The organism is Vibrio sp. Isolate22 (genome assembly GCF_022398115.1).
In the GTDB taxonomy this organism is placed as follows: Bacteria; Pseudomonadota; Gammaproteobacteria; order Enterobacterales; family Vibrionaceae; genus Vibrio.
Genome location: NZ_JAKEUW010000065.1, coordinates 1 through 25815, shown reverse-complemented (window position 1 = coordinate 25815; position 25815 = coordinate 1). Strand labels below are relative to the sequence as shown.

Here is a 25815-nt window from a genome sequence, read left to right as displayed (position 1 = left end):
CTAGTTCTTGCTCTCGCTGACTAGTACTGGTGTCTTTCTTCGAGTTCTTTCGCCACCCGTAGATTTGAGATTCATGTAAAGAAAGCTGTCTTGCTGTCGCAGCTACTCCCACTTTATCTGCTAACTTCAGGGTTTCTGCTTTAAATTCAGGGGAATGTTTAATTCTAGTTTTCTTAGTTGTCATTGTTCACCTCGTTAGTGATTGTACTCACTTAACTCAGTGTCCAAAACTGCTGGGGCGGATCAATAAAAGCATTATCATCATCTCGTATTCATTGGCTGGGATACCTAACTGAGTTCCGCATCGGAACGTCAAGCAATCAACTTGCTTACAACCCAAATCGACTTTCAAATTCTCATTTAAGTGAGCACCTTGCACATAACCTTCACGAATCTCCGCAGAAAAGTGCTGATAAACGAGGTAAGGTAAGCAAACAAACTCATCATCAGCTAGGTTATTTACTTTAAGCCAGTCAAGGTAAGTAAACTCATCAAGTTTTAACAGCTTCTTAAAACTGTCTATATCGCCCAGTGTTTGCTCTATTTGGCGCATACTATAGTTAGCAGCAAAGTCCTCTAATCGTAAATATGGATGTTCACGAAGCATACTAATTGAATGATCAATAAGATAAATTTGTTCTTTAGTAACTCCTAGGCTTAGGAATCGTGATAGGTCTAGCTGCTCGCGATGAGACTCGCTATCTTGTATGGCAACAATCAATGCCTTCCGTACATTTTGTGATAATGCTTTCATCTCTAGCCCTCCAACTGTACAACGCCAAACTTTGATACCACTTCATATAGCTTCTCAAGTTTGTGTTTTTTGCCGTATCGACCAAATGTCATATTTGAGTTAACGTGTCCAACTACCTCGGCTACGCTATGCTCTGGAACATCTTGCTCTTTAAGTTCATCGATAAACGTGTGCCTTAACCCGTAAGCAGTTGGGCGCTTTCCTGCGGTCATACCTAACTTGGTTTGTAACTTCCCAAATTGGGTTCGATATGTCTTAGTCCAGTCTTTATCTGCCCCGAGCGGTGAGTAATTGAATAGAGGGGCATTGCCTTTATGAAGACGGCTTTCACAAAATATGATGAAGTCATCGCGAATCGCTGGGTGTAAGGGGACGTTTCGAACAGCATGCTCATTTTTCAAGTGCTGATCTTTGGATTGGTCAGTGACTCGAAAATATGGGATACCATCATCTATAACAATATCTTGGATATATGGCTGACAAGCTTCGCCAGTGCGTAAGCCATGAAAGAGTTGTAGTTTAGTGATCCACTGAAAATCTAGTGATTGTAGTGCGAAGGCAGGGCTGTTGATTAATGTCTTAAGCTCATCAGTTGACCACCTTTCACGCTGTTCAGACGCATGTTGTTTACTTTTAAACTTAGGACTCAAGTCTTCACACGGGTTTTTGAGAATATACTTTTTCCGCTTCAGCCAGTTGAAAAATTGTTTTACTGCTGCAAAGTATTCTTTGTTTGTTTTTGAAGAACGTGACTCAGAATAGAGTAAGTCAATGTATTCTTCTAAGTGAGAGATACCGACGGTATTGCGGTTCACATTTTGTGTCTCAAGAAAATTAAGACAGTGAGTAATACGTTTGTTGAGCTGGTGAACAGTTAACTGACGAACATTGCGCTTCTCTTTGCTTTCAAGAAATCGTTTAAGCAATTGAGCAAAAGGTACTACTTTGGAAGGGATACTCTTTATGCTCGGTTCAGTCGTTTCAAGATTAGATAGGTCAATATTGTTTGGTAGGTCTGAAACAATATCATCTTCAAAGTAGGCAATAGCTTCAAGGGAGGGCTTATAAGCTGCTGGCGAACTGAAAGATTTACGAAGAACTTCTATCTGTTGGTTAAGGGCTAACTTAAACTTAGGAAACAGAACAGGATTAGCCATATCTACTTGGTTAATAGCAACTTTGATACAAGAAGCCACCTTAAAATTGCGCTCGATCGCTTCTGAACGCTCTTTTGTCAACAAGCTAACTTTTATATCGAATGGATAACCTGACTCTCGTAGAGCCTTAGGGATGCAAATACGGGTTTGATACACGCCATTAGGCGCTTTTTGTAAGTACATTGTCTCACCTCATTGTCATGAAAGTGATTTGCAGTACTGTAGATACGAAAAAGCCCTTGAAATTCAAGGGCTTAATGCGTAAAGAATAGTGGCGGAGAGATAGGGATTTGAACCCTAGAAACTCCGATATTCATTCTTTAAATAACCTGATATCAATAACTTAATCACAATGCAGACTAAACTTGCTAATGATTGACTTACTAAATTGACTATAGTTAGTGATTCGTAAATCCGTCAAGTAACGCTTCTAAAATATCCTATATTCGTTCACTTTAGACAAAAAGTTATTGCGCTATGAAGGCTACATGTACACTAAATCATTCAAAATGAAATATTACCAGTTAATAGCGGTTTGGGATAAAACTGTCGGTCATAATTTTGTGTAAACTGAAGTCGAGCTAGAAACCTTCAGATACCTTCGAGATAGAAAGCTACAAAGGCACTAAGGAAATAAATGAAACACAATTTTAGAAATAATGTTCACTTGAAAAATAAACGCGACTTTAATGCAACAATCGACCAACTCATTACCGTGACTCTCCGGAGTTCTCAGACTCGTTGACAACGCGAATCAGTGACAATTTTCAAGTGGGTAAACTTACGCGATCATAAAACGACCGACAAGCTTACTGGGTTAGGAGAGCCTGAAACTTCGCATTATGGCAAAAACAACACGAAACGGAACGACCCAGTACCTAAACTGAATTGCACAACAAAGCTTATGTAAGGTCTCCTTTGGTTTAGAGACCTTACATGATTTATCAAGATAACCATTGGATAAACCAAGAACCATGTATAATTATACTACTACTTGATTAGCAAACCATTAATGATTTGCTTTTTAAAATTAATCGTAAGTCTCTCCATACACTCATTATTATAGTGAGGCTCACTAAAAGCATATCGGATCGATATACTATCGTTCAACGTTGAAATAAATGCCAAATGTGAACCATTTATCCGATTAACTATAAAATTAAAACCTTCAACAGGTATAGTATCCGCAAACTCTTTGAAATCTATGATCCCTAAATTAGAATTACAGGAGGACCAACTCAACGTGTCATCTAATATTGGCGCATTTACATCATCAATGATTAAATCTAAACTTTCAATCTTATTAAGAGATGCCCATATTCTTTCTGAACTTAAATACCTTTCAAGCCAAGAGGAAATACTTTTTGACAAACTCCATACACAATCAAGGTCACTAGGTTGCATGAACATCATACCTGAGTGTGAAAAATGGACTAGGCCTCCAAAATTTGCATCATTTACCTTTTTTCGCATATCAATCGAAAGATTGTGAGTTAAGAGCTTTTCATAACCTTTATCAAAAAAAGTTTCGTAGACTGCCCTTATTTGACAAGCACTTAAATAAGAATTAACAGAAACGCCATTAACTTTACACATTTCAACTAACTTAGAGTAATCTTTATCGATAACATTGATATCTATGAATTTAGTATTTAAATCACGAGGAGTATCAACGGTACTCATTTTTGGTATTGGTGAATATGCTTTATCTAACTCACTAACGTCGACATAATCCATTATCTTAGTCGATTTCAATTTTGCATAGTAAGAGAGTGGTCTAGGAACATCAAAGCTATCACTAAAACTTATTTTATCACTTACTAAGCAGTCATACTCTCGAAGTATATTGGATATAAAGTCGACTCCAGATCTCCCGCTTGCAATAGAGTGAGCAAGCGATAGAACTATAGTGCTCCCTGATTTAGATTTAAAAAAATTCATTTTCACTTGGTAATCATGCACAGGAACATGACTATTCACCACAATATTGTATCTTTCACTTTTTTCACTAAAATCATCAACGAACTCAGAATGAAAAGGAACACTTTCAGGTTTGATACTTTCAAAAATATATCTATCATTTAAAAGAGTAACCTTGGAACTGGCTAGTTTATCATTTGCAACCGTAGTATAAAATGCGTTTTTTAAATTTGCCTCATCAACACCCCGCCCCACTTTAATGAAGTAATGTATCGTATGCCATGCAAGTTGTGATAATTCTTGACTTGAAAGTTCACGTAAGACCATTTTTATTCCAACAAAATTATAGTTTTCTAATATGGATAAGATTATAGAAGGCTTTATATAAATAAGGTACATCTCGCCCACCAATATTAGATAGGGAATCACTTTTCAATTATAATTTATAAACTTAAGTTATAATAAAATCAAAAAACGATATCAAATTCCACTTTAATATATAAAACCTTAAATATATAATTTATTTTTAATTAGCTTCTCGATAATATAAAGAGCTTTCCACAGCTAATCGCATTGCATGAGCCATAGCAATAGGGTTTTTAGCTTGAGCAATTGCAGAGTTTACTAGAACAGCATCCATTCCAATTTCAAAAAGCTTTGTCACTTCACATACAGAAATGATTCCAGTTTCACCAATACAAGGAATACTAACCTCATCTCTAACATTTTTCATTGCTTGAAGGTTATATATTCCCACGCCTGTTCCCAGTTCACCAGCTGATAATCTTAACGCACAACAACCTAGCTCTTCTAATTTTTTAGCAGCAAAAGGACATGGAGTTATCATAGGCATAACATCAAAGCCATCATCAATTAGAATTGATGCAGCTTCTAACACATCATAATTATTCGACCAACGCTGTTTAGAATCATTTCTAATATCAAGTTTTACAAAATTTATATCAAATAACTCTCTTAACTTTCTAGCTGTATCAATGGCTTCCTCTACCGTATGTACAAAAGAAGTTGTCGAAACTGGGACATAATTATAGTTTTCTTTATCCAAAGATGAGGCGACATCCGAGATAGTAACTCCAGAACTGCGATCTTTTGGGTTTATAGTTGCGATCAATAACTCAGAACCTGATGCGATAGTTATATCTCTGATTAATTCAGATGTTCCATATTGCTCAGTACCGATCAAGAGTCTAGAAGTCAAAGTTACATCATTTGTTTTTAACCATGGTTTTATTTTATTCATATATCCCACCTATTTACAATTTATACAATTTTCATTTTTATCATAATAAAATGATTTCATTAATAATGTATCAGAATCAAAAGAAAATATTTTGTTTAAATATTTTTCTTTTTTTCCGATTAGTATTTGAAGAGCCATTGTAGACGCTGATGCTCCAATTACACCCACCATTGGACCAAGTACCCCAATTGAGCTAGGTGTTGGAATAACATTTAAAACATCAAGGTCAGGGTAAAGGCATTGATAACATCCACCTTGAACATCAAAAAATGTGATTGCCCCTTCATCTCCCAAGACAGAAGCATTAATGTAAGGAACTTGAAGTCTTTGACAGCTTTCGCTGACTATAAACCTTGTTTCAAAGTTGTCGCATCCAATAATAACCAAATCGTGACCATCAATAATCGAACTAGAGTTTTCTTTATTTAACCTTGTGTGATAATCAGCTATGTTTACATTTGAATTAAGTTTCTTAAGCTTTGTAGAAGCCACTTCAACCTTACTTAACCCTATGTCATCTTCTCCAAATAATACTTGTCTATGAAGGTTTGACATACTTACGATATCATCATCGACGAGTGTTAAACTACCTACTCCAGCAGTAGAAAGATATAATGAAATAGGACAACCTAATCCACCACATCCAATGATTAGTACTGACGATTTTTGCAATTGTTCTTGAGCTTCATTTCCGATAACTTTTACTTGTCTAGAGTATCTTTCACTCACGATGCTATCCTCCAGCCATAGGTAATATTACTTCTATTTTACAATCTTTGACTATAGTCATGTTAGAATCGTTTGCTCTTATTCCATCTAAGTAAACTAAACAAAATCTGTTAATTTCATCATTAACATCTATTATTCTTGAGTGAACTTCAAGTTTATAATTTGACTTAATAACATTGATTAATGTGCAACCTTGTGGAGCTTCAATAACTTTTGATATACCAATTGCTTTCGGTATATCAATCTCAATATTGACTATTTCATTCATCTTTATTCCTCTATTTTAATTAAAAAACCACTTGAATCTTCACACAAGTGTAATTTAGAAAAGTCCTGTATTATTAAATCAGCATTAACCTCCAGTAACTCTTCTTCATCGTGACTAGTTAGCAAAGCAATAGTGAAACAACCAGCAGCTTTAGCTGACTTGACTCCAACGGGAGAATCTTCAAATGCAACACATAAATCAGACGTAATTCCAAGTTGTGTTGCTGCTTTCAAAAATGGGGCTGGATGAGGCTTTCCTTTATCAACATCCTCACCGCAAATCATTACATTTGGTAAAGGAAAGCCGGAAGCTTTCATACTTGTTGTAGCTATACTTCTTGGTCCACTCGTGGCTACTGACCACTTATCTAATGGTATCTTACTAATAAAACCCAAAGCTCCTTTAACTGGTTTTGCACTCTCCATCTTTTCTATTGCAATTGATTTTATTAACTCCTGTTCCTGCATATTATTATATTTCTCATCTACCATGGATAGAGTTTCGTTTACCTTTCGTCCGTGAACATATGGAAATACTTCTGTAAAACTTACACCTTTTAATGACGCCCATGCTTTCCATATATCATCAATCACTGACATTGTATCTACCAATGTAGCATCAACATCAAATATAAAACCTGAACACTTAATTTCTTTCATGATTAAATAACCCCCAATTTAAATTTAAACAGATATACCTCGAAAATCGCTATGACTAATTGAATAAGCAGATAAAACTTTATGGAACTTATCTAAAGCAGTCTTACTATCAGGTGCCACAATTTTAATGTTCGTTACAATAAAATTTTGAACTAATAAGGAGTAAATAACATCTGACACTTGACATTCATTTAAATCGATAGCTAAATATAGTGTGTCTTTCTTGAAAATAATATAGTTTTTCATATTCCCTCTTTTAATTTCCTTACTACTGAACACGGGTTTCCTACGGCAACACAATCATTAGGGATATCGTTACAGACAACACTCCCAGCTCCAATTACAGCGCCTTCCCCTATTGAAACACCAGGTAAAACAATCACCCCATAACCAATCCATGCGTCATTACCAATTTGAACAGGGGCGACTTTCAAACGTTCTAATTCGTCTTGCTCGCCTCGGCTTTCTGTCGCATGACCACTACAATCCATAATAACTACGTTTGGGCCAAACATAACTCGCTCACCTATAGTGACCGATTGATATGAACAAATTGTAGTCCCTTGTAATACCGTGTTGTTCCCGATGGTTATTTGTCCATAGTTCCCATCTTTAATAGCTACACAAGTTAATTTTGTTGGACCTGAAGGAAAAGCAGGAAGTACCGTTGATTCAATATAACAACCTACTCCAATCTTGATACATTGATTAACCGACGATAATATCGATATGGACGTGTCTTCTGAAATTCTGGTCAAGTTAACAACAGGACAGCCCGAAAAACTAACCCAAGGCTCTATACCAAAATATTGACCATAACGATCCATTATTTGCTCATCGGTTAACATAACGTCAGACATAGGACAGAGTATTCTTTTTGATTGATACTTCACTTCATCTCCTCTTAAATGAATTTGGCACTTCGGTGATCATTCCATCTTGCAAAAGTAGCACTCGATCAGCAGCCGCTATTGTTTCAGGACGATGTGCTATCATCAATATTGGAAGTCCAATCTGCCTAAATGTTTGGCAAACTAACGATTCCGTATGTATATCTAAACTGCTCGTTGCCTCATCCAATATCAATAATTCAGGTTTCTTGTATAATGCCCGAGCAATTAATATTCGCTGTTTTTGCCCCCCAGATAAACTTGAACCCATTTCGCCAACAAGAGTATGATATCCCATATTCAAACGCTCGATATCATCGTGCACCCCCGCCTTTCGAGCACACTCTACTAACCATTCCTCATCCAAATCAGAACCAAAAAAAGTAATATTTTCAATAATAGAACCACTAAATAACTGATCTTCTTGAAGAACTGCACCTATACGTTGCCTGACTTCTTTCATTGATAAATTAGAATTTCCAAAAAAACCAATGTGTCCATCCGTTGGTTTATAGATTCCTAATAACAATTTCGATATTGTTGACTTCCCACACCCAGAGGGACCGATAAGAGCAACTATTTCGCCTCGCTTAATACAAAACGATGCATTAATTAATAAAAGGGGATCATTCGCACCATAAGAAAAAGAAACACCCGAAAAATCAATCAATTCCTCATAATTATTCGTCGTACTTGACTGGACAGCTTTAAATCCGTAATCATTATTTCTTTCTTTTTGGGTAAGTACGATGTCGGCAAGCCGTTCGTTATAAACAGACAGCATTCGATATTCAAAATACTTATCAATTAGAGAACTGATACTGCCTGAGAAGCGACCTTGATAGGATAAAAAAGCGACGAGCATCCCAATAGTAAATTGCCCACTTAACACCAAATTAGCACCAAACCAAAGTACGGAAGCAGACACTATGCTGATAATGGTGATGTTTATCGTGTTATAAATCATTCCCAATTTAAGTTCATAAAGCTGGGCATTTCTTCTCTTAATATTCAAATTCCGCCAAGAAGACTCTCGCCAAGGTAGCGTCCCATTAACTCGCAAACTTAGAACCCCTCTCACGGTCTCCAAGAAGTAGCTTTCTTCCTTAGTATTTGCTTCCCAAGTATTTTCTTCTGCTCGTTTAAATGTACCAAACCATGCAAAACGTAAGATCACATATACAAGTGCAGCTATGATTGCAATTACGGAAAGCGTCGGGCTGTATAAAAGCATAACTGTTAACGTGCCAACCACTAACACAAGGTCTAACAAAGCTTGTATCACGCTGGTAGTCAATGTATTTTGAATTACGTTAATTGCCGCAAATTTAGCACTGATATTGCCAATATCACGTTTTTCAAACCACTCAATCGGTAAGCGAAACAAATGATGAAAAACGTTAGCTGTCCATTGCATATTAAAATTGACCGATAATGTAATAGTCGCCCACTCTTTTGCAAGGCCAATTAATGTTTGGGTTGCTGCAATAAGAAGAATGGAAAATATTATCAAAATAAGTAAATTCTCATCATAGCCGACTAATACTTCATCAATCACAATTTGGTTAAGCATTGGCAATAACAGAGCAAGAGCCTCCAAAACCAATGCAAACAGAAATATTTTAATAAGAGACGACCTTAATCCAACAGTTTTACCTATCAGTTCCGAAAGCTTCGTCTTTTCTTTCTCATCAATCTTCTTAAAGTCATGTGTTGGTGATAATTCAAGAGCGATACCAGTAAAGTGTTTGTTTACATCAGACAGGGTAAGGTTAACCACACCATTAGCAGGATCGTGGATGACAACCTTTTTCCCTTTCACTGATTTCAAAACCACAAAATGGTTTAGGTTCCAATGAAGAATACAAGGTGTGCTTAATTGCTCTAATTCATTAAGATCAAGGCGGACGGCCCGTCCTGACAGGCTTATCAATTCTGAACATTCAATGAGCCGAGAAAACGACATCCCATGCTGTGTAATACCAAACTTTGCCCGTAAATGCCTTAAGCTGATTTGATGTCCATGCCAATCAGCAATCATAGCGAGGCAGGCAACGCCACATTCAGCGTTTTCAGTTTGACGTACCAACGTCAACTTTTTACCCATCCCCCAATCTATTTGGCTGTTCATTTCCACAATCTATATCTTCCCTTTAATCGTATATAGCGGCTCTAATATCCATTCGTAAATCTTTCGTGTATCAAGCTCTATATCACCGCTAACCGTCATGCCAGAAACTAGACTTTCTTCTCGTCCATAAACAGTAATCGTTGGCTTTGATAGCTCTACTTTGATTTGGTATAACCCCTCGACTTCGTTATTTTTAATCAAACGTCGATTAGCAATCATTTCAGGAGCGACAGAAGACTTGGAAACACTCGTGATCATGCCAGTCTGGACACCAAATTTTTCATAAGGGAATGCGTCAAACCTTAATCTAACTTTTTGTCCAACTTTCATAAAACCGATACTACGACTAGGTGCGTATAATTCGACAAAAGCTTTTTCACTTTCTGGAACAAGAATAAGTAGCGGTTGATCATTAACAACAGAATGCCCCTCTTCTGCCAAGATTGATGCCACAATCCCCTTAATTGGGGAGCGTACTTGACTATCACTCTGATACAAAAATTCAACTTTACTCTGAGTCATCACCTCTAATTGTCTATCAAGATCTTTAAGGCTAATACTTAAATTTATATCGAGGTTATTCAAATTAGTAACTAGGCTTTGTTTCTCTCGCTGTAACCTTTGCAGGTTTAAATTATGAGTTTCTACCTGAGACTGCTTGGATATCAAATCTAATTGTTGTTTTTGATAATCAAGTTCTGATATAAAGTTATTTTTTAAAAGAACTTTTTGTTTATTTACCAACTCCTTAGTTAGCGCCAACTCATTTTTGGACAAATTCAATACATTTCTTAAAATGTTCGTTTCGATGTCTAAGCGAACAATATCTTCAACTAAAGCTTGACGTTCAAAATCAACCCTTTCTTCTTCTTGTTGCCTTCTTTCAATGATTAATTGATACTGACTCTCGAGTGATGCTAAAATCCTTTTTTTAACACCTATGCCCGACTCGTCAAAACGTTCCGTTTTAATTTCATAAAGTGGGGTAAGACTTTCAACTCTATCGCCTTCTTTTACGAACAATTTTTCTACATACCCAGAATCGTTGGCTTGCACCTTCACCATCCCTCCTAAAGGACTGACAAGACCAACCAAGGTTTCTCTTCTTGTATATTCGCCCATCGTGATAAAGGCAACCACAGTAATAAAAACCAACATAGAAAGGAGAAGATAAATATTTTGATTAAACGAGTTATTGAGTAAAATGGCCCCCTCATTAGTTTGTTTTTGTGCTTCAAAAAATTCGGGACGATATAAATGTTTGGCTCTTGCCACCATATGATCGATCTCTTAATCCAATTCTATAATTGCAATACGATTGTTTTCTTTTTGAACTGATTTTTTATTTATCTTGGTAGATGATATATCTGAACCGCATTGACAAATTTTAGTTCGACAACGAGTCGGATTCGTCGGGAGTGTAATTTCATTATCATATATAGAGCCGATCGCACCATCTTGCATACACCACGCTCGATAGATTTCACCGGAAAAAGTAACTACTATACTCTCGACACCTGCGTAACAATCCCAGCCAATAAAGTTGACTTGATTATTAATCAGCAGATCAAAAGTGGAAAGCGTCTCTATTGAACCATCTGTATATTCAATATCTAAGGACGATCTTGGCTCTGGTAGATTCTTTTCATCAGGTCTCCCCCGAAAGGTTTGCATTAATAATTCTTGCTCTTCGGTATAAGTATATTTTTTTGTGATACCACCATGACCGAAACCTTCATATAGAGGTTGTAATGCAATTGAGCATTTAACTTGCTCTTTTAATTGCAATGCAAATAAATAGCAATCTTTATATCTATTCGGCTCCATCATTACATTGACGTGTAAACGAGTATTACTTGAAGCTTCTAATATTCTTGCTACTTCAACAAAGTGAGCTTTTTCTCGAATATCATTGATATGGAAACTCAAGCTTACACCATTTAAAAATTGAGCGTTTTCAGTCCACCACTGCAAAGATTTCGAACCATTTGAAACAATAGAGACTAAACCATCATTTTTATGGATATGTTTTATAAGATCACCAAAATATCTAAGTAGAGTAACTTCACCACCACCAAACTCAAAATATGGTTTCAGCTGCAACCTATTTGATTGTTCTAGTATTGTCTGTATAAAATTGACTACAACTTCATACGAGGGTGCTTTAATAGATCCACTATTCAAATCTGAATGACAGTAATCACACTTGTAATTACAGTTATTAATTAAAGCCCAGTTCACAGAAAAACAACCATCATTAGAATTAATCTTATACTTCATATTTACTAAACCTTTTAAATTCACAATTATTTTATATTTTAAAATAAATAATAATAACGTTGAAGTTGAATGAACACTTTTAACTTACTGAAAAATAATTAATTATAAAAAATAAGCAATGAAAAGGTAAACATAAATATTGTGCAAGGTATGAGGAAATGTAATTATGATAACATTAACTAAAAAATTAGCATGAAGACATCTAAAATATAACCAACCATAAACAGAAAAAGATAAAAATGATACTAACCATAAACCAATGCTATTCGAAATACTAGAGCCCATTGTCGAGTGTAATCCCGCCCAAACAACGCCTAATGCTATACATGATGCGTTCTGACTTATAAAAATTATACACACCCTTAAAATAAGTATAGAAATTATACTTTCAATAACTGGGCTAATTAATACAAATAAAGCAAGGTTGTATTCAGCTTTTTTATAAACCTCCTGACCTTCACTTGAAATTAAACTAACAATTAATTGTATGACAAATGAGGTAAAAATGGTAAAAACTGAAATATAAAGACCAGTCTTGAGTACATGATTTACTTTTACATTCAAAGTTAAGCTCCATTGAAAATAGGGCATGTACAGTCAGCCTGCCCTATTGATTATTGGTTACTAATTAATATTAGTAACCATATCCACCTCTTGAACCACCGGCTTGCATCATGCCACCACCAGAATCTAAACCATAGCCTCCATAATTTTGATTGGTACCTGTACTGACTCCAGAGTTATTACTATAATTATTGTTGCCACCTAGCGCATTATTAAGATACCCAAGGCCTGCACCAATCACTTCTCCAGCGATATATCCCTGAATACTTGTTTTGATAAAGCTACCACCATCCCCCCCACCATCGACCATCAAAATTTCTTCTGTATTTAGGTTATACATATTAATTTCCTTTTTATTAATACAGTAAAAGAGTACTGCGCTCATATATGTTAATTCGAGACCTATCGAGTTAACCAGTTTTTCTTCTTTCCTAATAATTCGTCAATATAACCTATTAAATTTGGTAGCCAAATAATGGTCTCTAGCACTAACGAAAACAGCGGAGCTTTAAGTATTTGTCTTATATCGGTCTCTGATTTTAATTCGTAATCGTTGATATACAAATTAACTAAATATAAATATAAAACCATATTTATTAAACCCAGCACAACCGGTATCCAAATTTTAAACATAATCATAAACATCAATAATATAAAACTAGATGGAAATATGTACTGAGTTGCTGTAAAAATGAACCATGGAGTAGAACATAGACCCGCTAACCAATGTGTTTTCCAAGCGACAACGTAAGCTTCCACACGCCCTCTCGCCCATCTTCTTCTTTGTTTAAATAAGCTTTTTGTATCAGTTGGACATTGGGTTGTCGCTTTGGCTCTTGGTGCATAACCCGTTTTATACTGGTTTGAAATTGCTTTCCAACACCATGCGATATCTTCAACTAACCATTCACTCCATCCACCTAACTCTTTCACAACACTCGCACGGTGGGCAACAAAAGCTCCTGCCAAGACAGGTACGCGTCCTAACCTATCTTGTGCCGCTCTTATCGCTCCATAAAAACTAATATGCTCATAATGTTGAAGTAGACCAATAAAACTCTCTTGATAGTTATTTGGCGTAATATACCCACATACAGCTGCATAACGTTCATCAGACCATAATTTTTTAACTAATTCTCGAATTCCAGTTTCTTCAATAAAAGTGTCACTATCCACAACCACATAAACTTCGCCAGTAGGAATACCTAAGTTAAGAACATAATCTAAAGCAAAGCCTTTCCTACCATCATTATTAGGTTTTTTAATTAGTTTATAATTTTGATTTCTTTCTATCGTCAACCACTTTTCTACCTCTTTGGTTGTTCCATTTGTAGAGCCATCGTCAATTATTAAAATTTCTAGTTGGTCTGGATATTTTTGGTCGTCTAAAAATGATAAAGCTTTCAATAATAATTTTGAATCTTCGTTATAATAAGGAACAAACACAGAAACTGAGGGTGTATATAAATAATTAACACTTTCCGATTTAAATTTGTATGATAAAAACAAAACAGTAGTAGTCAACAAAGTGATAGATGATGTCGCAACTAAGTAGATTTCAATTAAATCCAACATACATTCACCCTTAACAATATTTACTAATTAGTTTATTTATTGAATCTTTCGAGTATCTAGATTTTATAAGGTACTCGTCATTCAAAATGACAAAAGATGAGTACTTAAATTCTCTTAGTTCAAATTTTATATCACCGACGATTAGACCTTCTCGCTGAGCAAGTTCAGCAATTGTCTGTTTAAAGATATCTGAACGAAATTCGCCTAAGTTTCTACGCTGAGATGACGTCAATAAGTTCTTTACTTTACCTGCCAAATAAACATTATTACTACTTATATCTTTCACACCTAATTCTTCTAATATTGCGAGATTCTCTTGATAATCAAGTTCATTTATAAAATCTTCAACCAAGCCCTGTGAATTTTGTTCAGATATACCCTCACTGAATGTAGTATATTTTTTCAATGTTATTATTAAGTTCTTCAACCAGTCATAGATTAATAAATGATCATCCCATACCCCTCCGACACCATCGGCAAGTACATAATTACCAAAATCAGGGACAGCCGTAATGGTTCCAAAATCTAAAAACCGACCGTCAATTCCAATATTAGAGCTTGTTAACGAACCATGTGGTATCCCTTTAACCCTAGAAAAAGCGACTTGCTTCGCTATTCGAGAAATAATCAGACTCAAACAATTCAACAGTTCTTGTTTAGAAGAAAGCTCGCACTCACTAATACCTAAAGATCTCGGTAGATATTTAATTGACTCTCGCACCCTATCTGCATCATCGCTTCGAAGAAACATATTTTCATGAGATGGCCAAAAGAAGGTAGCTCTTTCAAAATGAGCAGGCCGAATAGAAAACTCCCGAATTGCCAAAGCACAAGGTTTTTTCGGTTTACCATCTAAATACAAATACTCTTGATTTACATTAGTTTTTATAATCGCTAACGTTCTAATAGCTCCTAATGGCAGGTGTTTGTGACATACTTCCCCCCAAATAGCTTCTGCAATAGCTTCATCTAAAAATAATTTACCGTGAGAATGGGATTCACTCATATTTTGAGCCAATAGCGGAGTTAAGCCAATACCTTTAATTTGGAAATAACCATCAAAACCGCAGCGAGCACTTCCACCATTACAGACTTCATGTCTGGAGCCATAACGGTCAGCCCAAAAACTCTTACGTGTGTTATTCATTACTCGATTGCTGTTGGTATAGCCCTCCGAGACATAAGAATATTGTTCTAGTAACAATTTTTCTATTTCTTCGACTGAACCATTGAAGCCATACGTATTTAACAGATCAGTATTTAACCATACCAATTCCGAGTTCTTTAATCTTTTCGTCTCAAAATAAGCAAAAGAAATTTCCGGTAATTTTTGATTAGAAATATCGAATTGATCAGCATTGTCTTTAAAATTATTTTTAATGAAGTCAATTTCCATAATCACTTTTCCTATTATGCTTAACTACAAAACCGGCCTGATTCCGCACACAAATATTGATCGTATTAAATGATATATCAGCTTGACTTCGAGCCCTTCGATATAAGTTACGTATTACAGTTTGAGATAACGAATTATCAGCAATCACAAAATCGACAATGATAAGATATTTCCCTTCATTCCAGCACATCGGATGAAGAGCAAAACGCTCTTGAGTAAAATATTCGTTTAGTGTTTTTCTACTTACCCACGCCCAGAGAACATACCCAGAAGGATCAAGATCGCCATCGTTTTTTATAAATAAATACTGGTCATGAAGAATTGCGGGTTTTATCCAATGTATAAATGAACTGATATTTATATTTTGTCTGTCTATGACTTTTGCTGTGATTTCTAAAAATTGCCCTAATTCTAGAAGTAACTCATTTTTAAACTTACCTCTTGGCTCTCGGCGACTAAACAGCTGATTTACTTCAGCACTTTGCAATTTATACTTTTGTTCTCTCTTAAACATTTTCCGACCAGTAGGTTAAATTTCTTATCTAATGCATTGAATTAACGAACCTAATGCCTCTTCCGATATTATTTTTATATGCTACACCACCAGAAATACGAACTCTATTGCAGTGCATTCTTATTGGTATATTAATCCCAAATATAACCACTTGTTATAAGATATAGCCGATCATGGTCACAATTTATAAATTGTGGGCAATATGTATTCAAGATAAGTACCCGTTGTAGCAGCGTGAGATCGTGAACGTTTTTCAATCAAAATCATGATCGATTTGACGATCACATTTAGCTGTGATCATATAACCCCTTTTTAGAGATAGCATCGTGTACATTGGTCACTTCCAAGAACATTTTCAAACGATTATCGACCAACGCAAAGGTGTAAAGGTCACATATTGCCTTTTGAAGTCCTTTTGGGCTCGCTATGTGCGGTGATTGCAGGCGCGAAAGGTTGGTTTGATATCCCTGAATACATTCTCGGTCATCATGATTGGTTTAAGCGTAATGATATGTTTTGGATGGTATTCCTGCTGATGACACGCTAGCTCGTATCATCTCTACCATTGAACCCGAGTAGTTCCATAAGTGCTTCATTAACTGGATGTCATCAATACATACTCTTACCGAAGGTCAAGTAATTGCGATAGATGGCAAAACACTTCGAGGCTCTTACAATCGTGAAGACGGGGCGAGCACCATTCATATGCTTAGTGCTTATGCATCGTCAAATAAGCTCGTGTTGGGACAGCTTAAAACCGAAGAAAAAAGTAATGAGATTACCGCGATCCCTGAATTGATAAAGATGCTCGATATCAATGGAACCCTTATTGGCCTGTCAAACCCAAATTGCCAAGGTCATTGTAGAGCAAGGTGGTGATTACTTGCTTGCCGTAAAGAGCAACCAAGGAAAACTGCAACAAGCAGTAGAGAAAGCGTTCTCATCTCAACGAGCAAACGTGGCTGACGACCTCTCTATTGAGCAAGGGCACGGTCGTGTAGAGTCTCGCCAATGCTATGTTTTTGACAGCACCGAACTTGAAGGTAACTTCTCTCGCTGGAAAGGCTTAAAGAGCATTGTAATGGTTGAAAACTTCCGCCTTGAGAAAGGCAAATCTGTCGAGCTAGAGTATCGTTATTACATCAGATCTAAAGAGCTTAGTGCAGAGCAAGCGGCGAAGGCAGTTAGAGAACATTGGCATAGAGTCATGCACTGGGTACTTGATCTCACCATGAATGAAGATGCGTGCCAGATATACAAAGATCACGGTGCGGAGAACTTATCATGCTTACGTCATATGAGCTTGAACATGCTCCGAGAAGAGCCAACCAAGCTAAGCATAGTAGGGAAACAAAAGCGATGTATGATGAATACGTCCATGCTAGAGGCAGTATTAAGTGCTGGTTTTAGTCAAGTGGTGAAAAACTAGGCACTCATGCTGTAGCCCTGACCATTGTAGTCGTACTGAAGGGTTAGTTTTTTTGCTTAATTCGGTGGAACTAAATCCAGAACCTACGATTTGAACGGCGACATTCGCCACACGACCGCTCTATACCTAAACCTCGTTATAAAACAATCAACTTTAGGCAATAAACCAATCACTCATTGGCCGAAAATCTCTGTCCTTTTGGATTAACAAAGAAGCGTTAAGAAACTAGACGCAAGATAGACATATTAAACGTGGGAAGCGACATCGATAAAGTGATTTAGGTATTACATTAGCACTTCAATTATTCAACGACTCAATATTGAGATCGCCCCCGCACGATACACTGTTAGAGGGCCACGTGGTTTGATTGAAAATGCACTTTTTCAAAGGCTTTGTTGTGTAATTAAATTCGTAGATAGACCTACCCAATTTGGCATCTTTGTTGGTCAATTTTACGATGTTCAGGCATACCTAACCCATTAAACTTGTTTAACGTTTTTATCATCGCGTAGGTTTCATCTATTCGTATTGTAATTTCTTGGCTTAATCGTCCCTCTAGCAAATGTTTAACTCGATACATCGCTGTTTCTGAGAGTAAATGTTTGTCCTATCTATACTGTTCTTTCCAATACTGATTTGAGCCGTATAACTTCTGGCAACCCAAGGGCGGCAACGCTCACAGAAGGCTGCACCTTCTAACGGCGGAGTATGCACAACGGCTTGCTTAATCTTAATAACTGCGTGACAAGCTCTTGTGTCATAAGCTGCATCACCAGATACTTAGGGATGTTTCGGTGTATTGGTTTAAGTAAGTTCAAGAGCACTTCTCCATCTGTAACCGTCGATAAACTTAGCTCGGTTACAATTGTTTCATGAGTGCTAGCATCGGCGGCAAAATGCAGCTTTCGCCTAACTCTACGGTTGCCATCCGCCCCTTGTTTTTTTGACTGTCCTTCCACCTTTACCATAAACCTTAAGGCCATTAACAACTAGACGTTCTGTTGCTCCCCTCATTTCGGCCTTAAATGAGACCTCAATTTGAATTGCGGCCGCCCACTTATCGCTTCTTATTCAATCCAAAAGGTCAGTGAAGCACGGTTAATAAACGACTGGTTGTTTTGCAATAAGGTTTAGCCATAAGACTACAAGAGGGAGTGAATCTAGCAGATCTGATCATAGGTTCTAGATTTAGTTCCATTGAATTGCGCGACAAAGCCATGTCCCTTATATGTTTGTAGCGCTTTTTGAGCGATTTACATTTCAAAATCAAAATGTTCATTTGATGAAAGAACCGCACAATGATGCCCATTTTTCATATTTTGGGTGTCAGATTAGCTACATTTGGGCAAAATTCGGCTATCTACGGACACGTACTTAAGGCGAAAACGATCATTGGTAATTTTGAGTTACATGAATTTGCTAAGCAACTATCGACAGTTAACCTGACGCTAGTTAGCTAGCAAAACAGAAACGGGGGGCTAAACTAGGCAATGTCACTGCTGCAGGTCGTTTAATCGCCGGTAGTTAGTTGTAAAACTGCACAAGTATTCAAGAAGTCATATAGAGGGAGTTATGCGGTATTTTAGTAAGCCCTATAAAATGAAGGTCAACACATTGCTGCATTTAGCAAAGATAAACGACCTTCCTTTGGGATTTGTAATTGATACCTTGAAAGGCAGAAACGTCCTAAAGCAAGACGAACGCTATAAAAAGCGCGACGGTCAGCGTGTTGTTTGGGGTGAAGCTGATATAAGTTGCTCTACCGCTGCTTTTTCTCTGGAAACCCTAAAAGGAAAACGCTTAAACTCTTTGGTTACATGCTTCACACTTGAGCAATTCCATGCTTTAGAGGAGCGTTATGGTCATTGTCCTGAGAATATAGCCGTCGAAGCAATTGCTGCGCTTTCTACAATATGATCGATGTTCAATCTCGGACTCTATAAAACAAGGTAACAACGTGTTAGAAGTAAGTGACTAACCTTTGTAGTTTATTATCTCCATATAGGGCATCATTACATTTGTCATTCTGTAATGCTTTACATACTCCCAGAGCTTCCCTTGCTCTAATCTGTTAGCTCTTTTTGCCTCTGTAAGTGCTTCAATCGCGACATCAATCCCGATTTTGTTGCGGAACTTAAAGCAATCAACAATCGTCCGCTCAACGTCCGTTACTAAAACAGGGATGCCATCAACTTGCGTTGAGATCACCCCCAAATCCGTCACGTCCCTGGTACGAACAATCTTAATGCTTGGGTACTCAATATTGGGAGCTCTATCATTTTTTTTAATGCTGAGCCATATCTGGAAAGGTGCTTGGGTAGTGAGATTGTGGTAACTGAGTGCTGATAGAAGGCAGATAACCCCTTTTTTCGCTCTGACACTGGCCTCAGCAAAAGAGTGCATCTCCGATTCTTCTCTACCTACATACCCGTAGAGTCCTCGCTGTAGTTTTTCTATGTCACCTTTTTCCACAGCGCGAGAAAGGGCGGCACGAGTTACATTGAGTTTTGCAGCGTCTGAGGTGGTGAATATGGATAGCTTTTTAAGCTTATCGAGTTGTGATGGATTCATTTTTAATGATACGTTTTGTCATACTTAATTTGTACTATATGCCAAAACGTAACATTTTTCTTTCATTCCTTAGATGGTGCAAACAACACTGCTATTGATCGAAAATAGCTAAACCCATTAAAAATAGCCAACTTCCTACATATCAAAGTGATTCAGATAAACAAAAAATTATGAATTTCACATTTCAATAGATCATGTTTAAAAAGATAACTAATTCAACATTATTAACTAATTAGAGTGGTTAATGATGGCGGTTTTTGCTGGTTAAAATTCATTAATAAGTTAAATAGATTGGTTGGTTATATTGTGCGATATCGCTTAATTACTTTTTTAAGCGATTGTTATTTAAGCAATAATGTTGGGGTGTGTATTTATTTTATATTAAAATCATGCACTTATGATTTACCAGTGTTATTGACGGTTTTTTTGTAAATCTGTAGCGTAGATCTCAAATAAAAATGAGGTTTGCATCATGAAATGCAGAGATAAGTTTTTGTTTCGCACGGTAGCAGAAACAATGTTCGAACTTGAAAAAGGAACTTACGCTAACTCAACAATAAAAGCATGGAGATCTAAGTTAAAACGTATCGTAACGTTTTTCGGAGAACTCGACATACGAGATATCGTACGAAGCTGTATTCTTCGCTACTTACATGTACACAATGATCTTACAAACAAAACACTAAATGAAGACCTGACACTTATCCGAAAAGTATTCACGTTTGCAGTTGGGGATCGGCTTATTACACAATCTCCAGTTGATGGTATCCATAACTTACAAAATGCTCCCATTAGCTGTAATCCATTCACACTGAATGATATAACCCGTTTAACTCACCAAGCAGCAGCTTGCTCAAGTGTTAAAAATGGGGTCCTTCTGGCTTGCCATACAGGGCTTCGAAAAAGTGAGTGGTTGGCACTAGTTGTTGATGATTATGACCCAGTAAAAAGAGAGCTTAAAGTCGAGAGAGCTTGCGTAGTTAATCACTTTAAAAGGCCAAAAACTACGGGATCAAAGCGTAGGATCCAATTGTCTAAGACAGCCCAAAAGATAATTGAAAACCAGTTAAGTTTAATCTTTGGCTTAGCGGCTCAAGAAATCCATATCACCGAAAATGATCAAAAGACCCGAACCAAACTTACCGCAAAACCTCTATTCCCTAATCTTGATACAGGGAAATTTTACCAAAAAGATAAAGCAATAGATCGCACCTTTAAAAACTGGCTCGTTACAGCCAACGTCGCTCATCGAGGTGCGAGTCAGGCCCGTCATACATTCGCATCTCAAGCTATTTTGAGTGGGGCAAATCTTTATTGGATAAGGTCTCAACTAGGGCACAACACTCTAGATATGCTTTATAAGCATTACTCAAAGTGGATTGAAGAAGACGCAAAAGACTACCCCAACCTGATTGATTTGCACTTTCAGAAAGCTGCAAATTCGGTCGACAAACCCATCCTTTAATTTGCCTCATTCCGGTGTCTCGACACCGGCTTTCAAAAAGATAACGACATCGTAACCAAGGACACTTTCGCAACACTTTTACTACGTAAAAGATGAACGAAAGCTTCTTGGTGGGGGCTACGCCCCCAACACAACAACACACAAACCGAGGACTACACAATGAAAAATAAAGCCATCACATGCTTTTTTTCAACGCTTCCGTATTCCGGCACAGCAGAAAAACAGGCCAAGCTTAAGAAGTCAGCAGGACATAGTATCCGAGATGAAAATGCGAAATCTGAAACCATTGAATGGAATCCAGATCTCAGTCACCTCAACGAAGTATATATCAATAACCAATGGACGAAACTTGATGAATTGAGCAATGACGATAAATCCCAGTTTATCGATTCTCTAAGGCTGCCTCAAAAGCCCAACGAAGGGCTGACCAAATGTAAACAAAAAAAGAGAGCATACAAGAAAAAGCTAAAAGACGCTCTGCAATCAGAAAAGGGAAATACCGAGGGGGCTAATTTTATCGCTAAGATTTTAGGCACCCCTGAACATGTCCCGCTTAAACTAGACTCTTTGCTTAATGAAGCTAGGAGTATTGATTTCTCTCGCAAGAAGCAGAGGCTGAACGCTTTTGAGAAGTACATTTCACTTCATAACAAACTGGTTTCGTTCCCTAAAAATTTGAACTCAAACTTGGTAGAAGAGTCGATTTTTGTCATTCCACACCGAAATGAAGTTTCTCAGGATCTTCTTTGTGGTAAAGAAATGGCTGAAGCGTTTATGAACTATTATCGCCGATTCTTCAAAGACTATGAAATATTAGCCGTGTTTGTTCATAGCGATGAAAGGAGTCTCAATGAAGATACTGGGGAGCATGTCCACCTCTTCCTTAACGCGCAAAATAGCCGAACTAAAGAGTGGGATCTTAGAGTCGCCAAAGCAAATATAGCTCAAAGGATGAAGAACTGCTTGGACCGTTCACACTCGCCAATTCAATACAGAAAAGGAGCGTGCTTTACAAGAAGGGAGCAATCAGAGCATGGAGCGCTGTTGCAGGAATGTTTTCGGCGGTTTATGAATAAAAACCTCTTCATAGAAAAAGGATTGAGCATGGAGTTCAATCAAGAACTTCAGAAAGATAAACAAAAAGTAAAAGAAATGCGCCGGCAAGGAAAGCAAAAAAAAAGTGAAAGGGATTGTAATTATCACACTAGAAAGCTGGAAAACGAGCAACTACAAATTGAGCAAACAATCTCATCGAAGCTCGAGGAGTTGAGCCAATTAAATCAACACATCAACGAAGTGAAAAATAAAAAAAAGGAGGAACAAGAAAAAATAAGAAGATTACATGTAGATATAGACTTACTACGATCGGCCACAAACACTGCAACCAATCAACTGGATACAACCTTAACCGATCTATCAACAGTCAAAGAACAGCTCAAAACGGCAGAATCAAAAGTTCTACACAATGAAGAAAAAAATGAACAGTTAGAGAAATCGAGCTCATATCTAAAAAAGGTGATCGCTAAACTGACTCATACCGTGGTTGATACGTTAGCTCCCATCTTTCAAGATATAATGAAATCATTTGTCTTTGAACAAAGGGATGAGAAAGAACTACTGACTTTATTAGAAAGAAGGATGTCAGCTCACATGAAAAAATTGGATGGAAACCCAATACAGCAGGCACTTGTATGTGGGATGAAAGACGCCCTCCTAGATGATAGGGAAAACCTGAACACTGCTTCCCCCAAAAAACGGAGAATGAGTGCCGTCCGAGAGTTCGATTGATAAGGTCTTCATAATAATTTAAAAGGTAAATCTCGTGAGCTCTAAGGTGTTCACGAGATTTGGTTTTTCAAAATGACATTGAGATTCAGCGCTTTATATTAACTTGAATTTCTACTCCTGACACACGATGTACGAAAGTAAAATGCTCTTGGCTTCTAGTGCTAATAAGAACAATCCCTTTCTTTGACATAATGGTCCAATAAGGTAGAACAAAGGCATCAAAACACTCTACGTGTGACATGGGTGGAGGGCTTACGAGCCCTGCAATTTCTCTCAGTGTTTCAAAGTCACCAAACAGTGCCTGCTGTGTTTGCCAATCTATTCCTAATGCCATTAACGACATAGATGTTGTGCTTGGTTTATCTTCGAGGCGCTCAAAAAGCTGATAGAGGCAGTGGATATCTTGATAGTTATACTGTATCGATAAAGCAAGCAACGAGGTTTCATCCCCTTCAAAATAGCTTTGCTTGAACGCCTTATAAACCGTGTGCAACTCATCATAGTTGAACTTACTCATGTGAGCCTTCCAGTTGAAGTGAGAACTGGTTAACCGCACTAAGCATAAGTTTCAGTTTTGTTTGCTTACCATATCGGCCAAATGTCATTGAGGGGTGATGATGGCCAACGATATCAGCGACTGTAGACTCAGCCACTTCCTTTTGCTTAAGAACATCAATGAAAGTGTGACGGAGGGAGTACGCAGTAGGGCGTTGCCCTGCTTTCAATCCGATCTTAGATAGGAGTCTGCCGAATTGTTGGCAATATTGTTGGCTCCAGTCCTTGTTGAGACCCAGTGGCTTGTAATCGAATAGACCGGTTTTGCTATTGTTCTTACGAAACTCAACATACTCAAGAAAGCCATGTTTGGTTAGACTCTGATGAATGGGGACTTGTCGCAGAGCATAACGATTCTTGATCCGCTGTCCGTGCCCCCCATCTGTTACGTTTAAGTAAGGGACTGGACCGCTAACGACCACGTCTTCTGTACGTAGCTGACACACTTCATTCGGCCTCATACCCATATACGTGAGCAATAAAGTAACCCAGTAGAAACCATTATCCACTTGCTGAAACTGCTCAGATGAGAAGAGTGTTGAAAGCTGACTCTCTGACCACCTTGAGCGCTGCTTATCAGCTTTTATAGACTTCTTGAAAGTCGCTTTGATATCTGCAGACACGTTTCTTTCAATCAAAGACATGGTCGCACACCAACGTATAAATTGACTTAACGCCGCGTAATAATCTTTACAGCTTTTCGCTGAAAGACTAGAGCTGTTGAGAGTCTTAATGTACTCCATCAGTGTCATCGCAGTTATTGTTGATAAACCAGATAGCGCTGTGCTCTCAAAGAAGAAGGTAATGCGCTGTTTCAACTGATGGACAGTCAATGCACTGACCTCTTGAACCCCTTTGAACTCTAGAAAGTGTTCTAACGCTTCACTCCAATGCTTTTCTTCACTCAAACGCTTAGAAGTATGACTTATGGAAGGCATACAACCTAAATGTAAGCGATCGTCCTGCTTCTGTGATTGTAAGTTCAGGTGGTGGGACAAGATGCCTTTTAGATGCAACTGAAACTCTGAAAAGCACAGAGAGTCTGTAGTACGAAAGGCTTCTTTGACAGCACTGACAAGGCTTAAGCCAATGACTTTAGCTAGCTTAGGGTCTTTTGTTCGAAGGCTGATTTTTAGATCGAATGGGAATCCCAACGCTTTCAACTGTGCTGGAGTACAAATCCGTGCGTAATAGACGCCGTGGGGAGATTTTTGTATATACATTGACTTACCTCGTTGTTTCGAAGCAAATTCAAGTCTTACAGATACAAAAAAAGCCTTTGATAATCAAAGGCTTTTTTTAATGAATAGTGGTGGAGGGATAGGGATTTGAACCCTAGAACCGCTATTAACGGTTGCCGGTTTTCAAGACCGGTGCTTTCGACCACTCAGCCATCCCTCCAACAAATTGTCATCAACAGATTAGTACACTGTTGAGGTTGTTACTCGTTGTACAAGTAACGAAGCTTTTTGTCTTCACTTTTTGCAAAAGTGAAAATAAATTTGGAGCCTGGCGATGTCCTACTCTCACATGGGGAAGCCCCACACTACCATCGGCGCTATTGTGTTTCACTTCTGAGTTCGGCATGGAATCAGGTGGGTCCACAATGCTATGGTCGCCAAGCAAAATTTTAAAATTCGGAAAGCTGTTTCTCGTTCTCTCAAACTCATTCAAGCGTTTGTATCTTTGAGTCCATCAAAACCCCTTGGGTGTTGTATGGTTAAGCCTCACGGGCAATTAGTACAGGTTAGCTCAACGCCTCACAGCGCTTACACACCCTGCCTATCAACGTTCTAGTCTTGAACAACCCTTTAGGACGCTTAAAGCGTCAGGGAAAACTCATCTCAGGGCTCGCTTCCCGCTTAGATGCTTTCAGCGGTTATCGATTCCGAACTTAGCTACCGGGCAA

23 protein-coding genes, 1 tRNA gene, 2 rRNA genes and 3 pseudogenes are annotated in these 25815 nt (G+C 37.7%); 5 read left to right on the top strand and 24 right to left on the bottom strand.

Features of this window, described 5'->3' with window-relative positions; translation table 11 throughout:
* The 3 genes from L1D55_RS23445 to L1D55_RS23435 all read right to left on the bottom strand — a co-directional run.
* Positions 1–184 (bottom strand): transposase (locus tag L1D55_RS23445; protein WP_239919057.1); only part of this gene is annotated, 184 nt, incomplete at its 3' end.
* Between the two features lie 33 nt (positions 185–217).
* Entirely contained in the window at positions 218–754 is a 537-nt protein-coding gene (locus L1D55_RS23440) for a hypothetical protein (RefSeq protein ID WP_239919056.1), read from the bottom strand.
* Between the two features lie 2 nt (positions 755–756).
* Complete coding sequence (locus L1D55_RS23435) at positions 757–2094, bottom strand: tyrosine-type recombinase/integrase (protein WP_213962389.1); 1338 nt, start codon at positions 2092–2094, stop codon at positions 757–759.
* Between the two features lie 469 nt (positions 2095–2563).
* Between L1D55_RS23435 and L1D55_RS23430 the strand changes: the two are divergent.
* A pseudogene (locus L1D55_RS23430) lies at positions 2564–2706 on the top strand (IS630 family transposase); the annotation flags it as partial.
* A 195-nt stretch (positions 2707–2901) separates the two neighbouring features.
* Here the strand turns inward: L1D55_RS23430 and L1D55_RS23425 are convergent.
* The 14 genes from L1D55_RS23425 to L1D55_RS23360 form a co-directional block, all read right to left on the bottom strand.
* Positions 2902–4158: a hypothetical protein gene (locus L1D55_RS23425; protein ID WP_239919055.1), complete on the bottom strand. Its 1257-nt coding sequence runs from the start codon at positions 4156–4158 to the stop codon at positions 2902–2904.
* Between the two features lie 199 nt (positions 4159–4357).
* Entirely contained in the window at positions 4358–5092 is a 735-nt protein-coding gene (locus L1D55_RS23420; protein WP_239919054.1) for a hypothetical protein, read from the bottom strand.
* A 9-nt stretch (positions 5093–5101) separates the two neighbouring features.
* Entirely contained in the window at positions 5102–5821 is a 720-nt protein-coding gene (locus L1D55_RS23415; RefSeq protein WP_157933899.1) for a HesA/MoeB/ThiF family protein, read from the bottom strand.
* Positions 5822–5825: 4 nt separating this feature from the next.
* Positions 5826–6089 (bottom strand): hypothetical protein, encoded by a 264-nt coding sequence (locus L1D55_RS23410; RefSeq protein ID WP_102473358.1) that lies wholly within the window; start codon positions 6087–6089, stop codon positions 5826–5828.
* 2 nt (positions 6090–6091) lie between these two features.
* On the bottom strand, positions 6092–6748 hold the full coding sequence (locus L1D55_RS23405) for an HAD-IA family hydrolase (RefSeq protein WP_239919053.1): 657 nt from the start codon (positions 6746–6748) through the stop codon (positions 6092–6094).
* A 24-nt stretch (positions 6749–6772) separates the two neighbouring features.
* Positions 6773–6994, bottom strand: a complete 222-nt coding sequence (locus L1D55_RS23400) for a hypothetical protein (protein WP_239919052.1) — start codon at positions 6992–6994, stop codon at positions 6773–6775.
* Positions 6991–7641: a DapH/DapD/GlmU-related protein gene (locus L1D55_RS27605; RefSeq protein WP_345772796.1), complete on the bottom strand. Its 651-nt coding sequence runs from the start codon at positions 7639–7641 to the stop codon at positions 6991–6993. The genes L1D55_RS23400 and L1D55_RS27605 overlap by 4 nt, the downstream gene beginning before the upstream one ends.
* A 1-nt stretch (position 7642) precedes the next feature.
* Positions 7643–9769, bottom strand: coding sequence for a peptidase domain-containing ABC transporter (locus L1D55_RS23390; RefSeq protein ID WP_239919058.1), 2127 nt, complete (start codon positions 9767–9769; stop codon positions 7643–7645).
* 9 nt (positions 9770–9778) lie between these two features.
* On the bottom strand, positions 9779–11047 hold the full coding sequence (locus L1D55_RS23385) for an HlyD family efflux transporter periplasmic adaptor subunit (RefSeq protein ID WP_239919051.1): 1269 nt from the start codon (positions 11045–11047) through the stop codon (positions 9779–9781).
* Positions 11048–11059: 12 nt separating this feature from the next.
* Positions 11060–12049 (bottom strand): radical SAM protein, encoded by a 990-nt coding sequence (locus tag L1D55_RS23380; protein ID WP_239919050.1) that lies wholly within the window; start codon positions 12047–12049, stop codon positions 11060–11062.
* 634 nt (positions 12050–12683) lie between these two features.
* A complete protein-coding gene (locus L1D55_RS23375) occupies positions 12684–12953 on the bottom strand; it encodes a hypothetical protein (protein ID WP_239919049.1) in 270 nt (89 codons plus the stop codon).
* A 62-nt stretch (positions 12954–13015) separates the two neighbouring features.
* Positions 13016–14188 (bottom strand): glycosyltransferase family 2 protein, encoded by a 1173-nt coding sequence (locus tag L1D55_RS23370; RefSeq protein ID WP_239919048.1) that lies wholly within the window; start codon positions 14186–14188, stop codon positions 13016–13018.
* A 10-nt stretch (positions 14189–14198) separates the two neighbouring features.
* The gene (locus tag L1D55_RS23365; protein ID WP_239919047.1) at positions 14199–15584 is read right to left on the bottom strand and encodes a protein adenylyltransferase SelO family protein; all 1386 of its coding nucleotides are present in this window, start codon (positions 15582–15584) and stop codon (positions 14199–14201) included.
* Positions 15574–16098, bottom strand: a complete 525-nt coding sequence (locus L1D55_RS23360) for a toxin-activating lysine-acyltransferase (RefSeq protein WP_239919046.1) — start codon at positions 16096–16098, stop codon at positions 15574–15576. The genes L1D55_RS23365 and L1D55_RS23360 overlap by 11 nt, the downstream gene beginning before the upstream one ends.
* 326 nt (positions 16099–16424) lie before the next feature.
* Here L1D55_RS23360 and L1D55_RS23355 point away from each other — a divergent pair.
* Positions 16425–17527: pseudogene (locus tag L1D55_RS23355) on the top strand (ISAs1 family transposase).
* Positions 17528–17948: 421 nt separating this feature from the next.
* On the opposite strand, the pseudogene L1D55_RS23350 reads toward L1D55_RS23355, so the two are convergent.
* Positions 17949–18651: pseudogene (locus tag L1D55_RS23350) on the bottom strand (transposase).
* A gap of 448 nt (positions 18652–19099) precedes the next feature.
* Here L1D55_RS23350 and L1D55_RS23345 point away from each other — a divergent pair.
* Positions 19100–19444, top strand: coding sequence for a hypothetical protein (locus L1D55_RS23345; protein WP_239919045.1), 345 nt, complete (start codon positions 19100–19102; stop codon positions 19442–19444).
* 57 nt (positions 19445–19501) lie between these two features.
* Here the strand turns inward: L1D55_RS23345 and L1D55_RS23340 are convergent, their stop codons facing one another.
* The gene (locus tag L1D55_RS23340) at positions 19502–20098 is read right to left on the bottom strand and encodes a type IV toxin-antitoxin system AbiEi family antitoxin domain-containing protein (protein ID WP_239919044.1); all 597 of its coding nucleotides are present in this window, start codon (positions 20096–20098) and stop codon (positions 19502–19504) included.
* 517 nt (positions 20099–20615) lie between these two features.
* Between L1D55_RS23340 and L1D55_RS23335 the strand changes: the two genes are divergently transcribed.
* Positions 20616–21563, top strand: a complete 948-nt coding sequence (locus L1D55_RS23335; protein ID WP_239919043.1) for a site-specific integrase — start codon at positions 20616–20618, stop codon at positions 21561–21563.
* A 159-nt stretch (positions 21564–21722) separates the two neighbouring features.
* Positions 21723–23351, top strand: a complete 1629-nt coding sequence (locus L1D55_RS23330) for a hypothetical protein (RefSeq protein WP_239919042.1) — start codon at positions 21723–21725, stop codon at positions 23349–23351.
* 85 nt (positions 23352–23436) lie between these two features.
* Here L1D55_RS23330 and L1D55_RS23325 read toward each other — a convergent pair whose 3' ends face one another.
* The 5 genes from L1D55_RS23325 to L1D55_RS23305 form a co-directional block, all read right to left on the bottom strand.
* Positions 23437–23868, bottom strand: coding sequence for a hypothetical protein (locus L1D55_RS23325; RefSeq protein WP_008221844.1), 432 nt, complete (start codon positions 23866–23868; stop codon positions 23437–23439).
* On the bottom strand, positions 23861–25129 hold the full coding sequence (locus L1D55_RS23320) for a site-specific integrase (RefSeq protein WP_239919041.1): 1269 nt from the start codon (positions 25127–25129) through the stop codon (positions 23861–23863). Before L1D55_RS23320 ends, L1D55_RS23325 begins: the two co-directional genes overlap by 8 nt.
* An 87-nt stretch (positions 25130–25216) precedes the next feature.
* A tRNA-Ser gene (locus tag L1D55_RS23315) sits at positions 25217–25307 on the bottom strand.
* 106 nt (positions 25308–25413) lie between these two features.
* Positions 25414–25529 (bottom strand): 5S ribosomal RNA (gene rrf / locus L1D55_RS23310).
* Positions 25530–25622: 93 nt separating this feature from the next.
* Positions 25623–25815, bottom strand: a 23S ribosomal RNA gene (locus L1D55_RS23305); the annotation flags it as partial.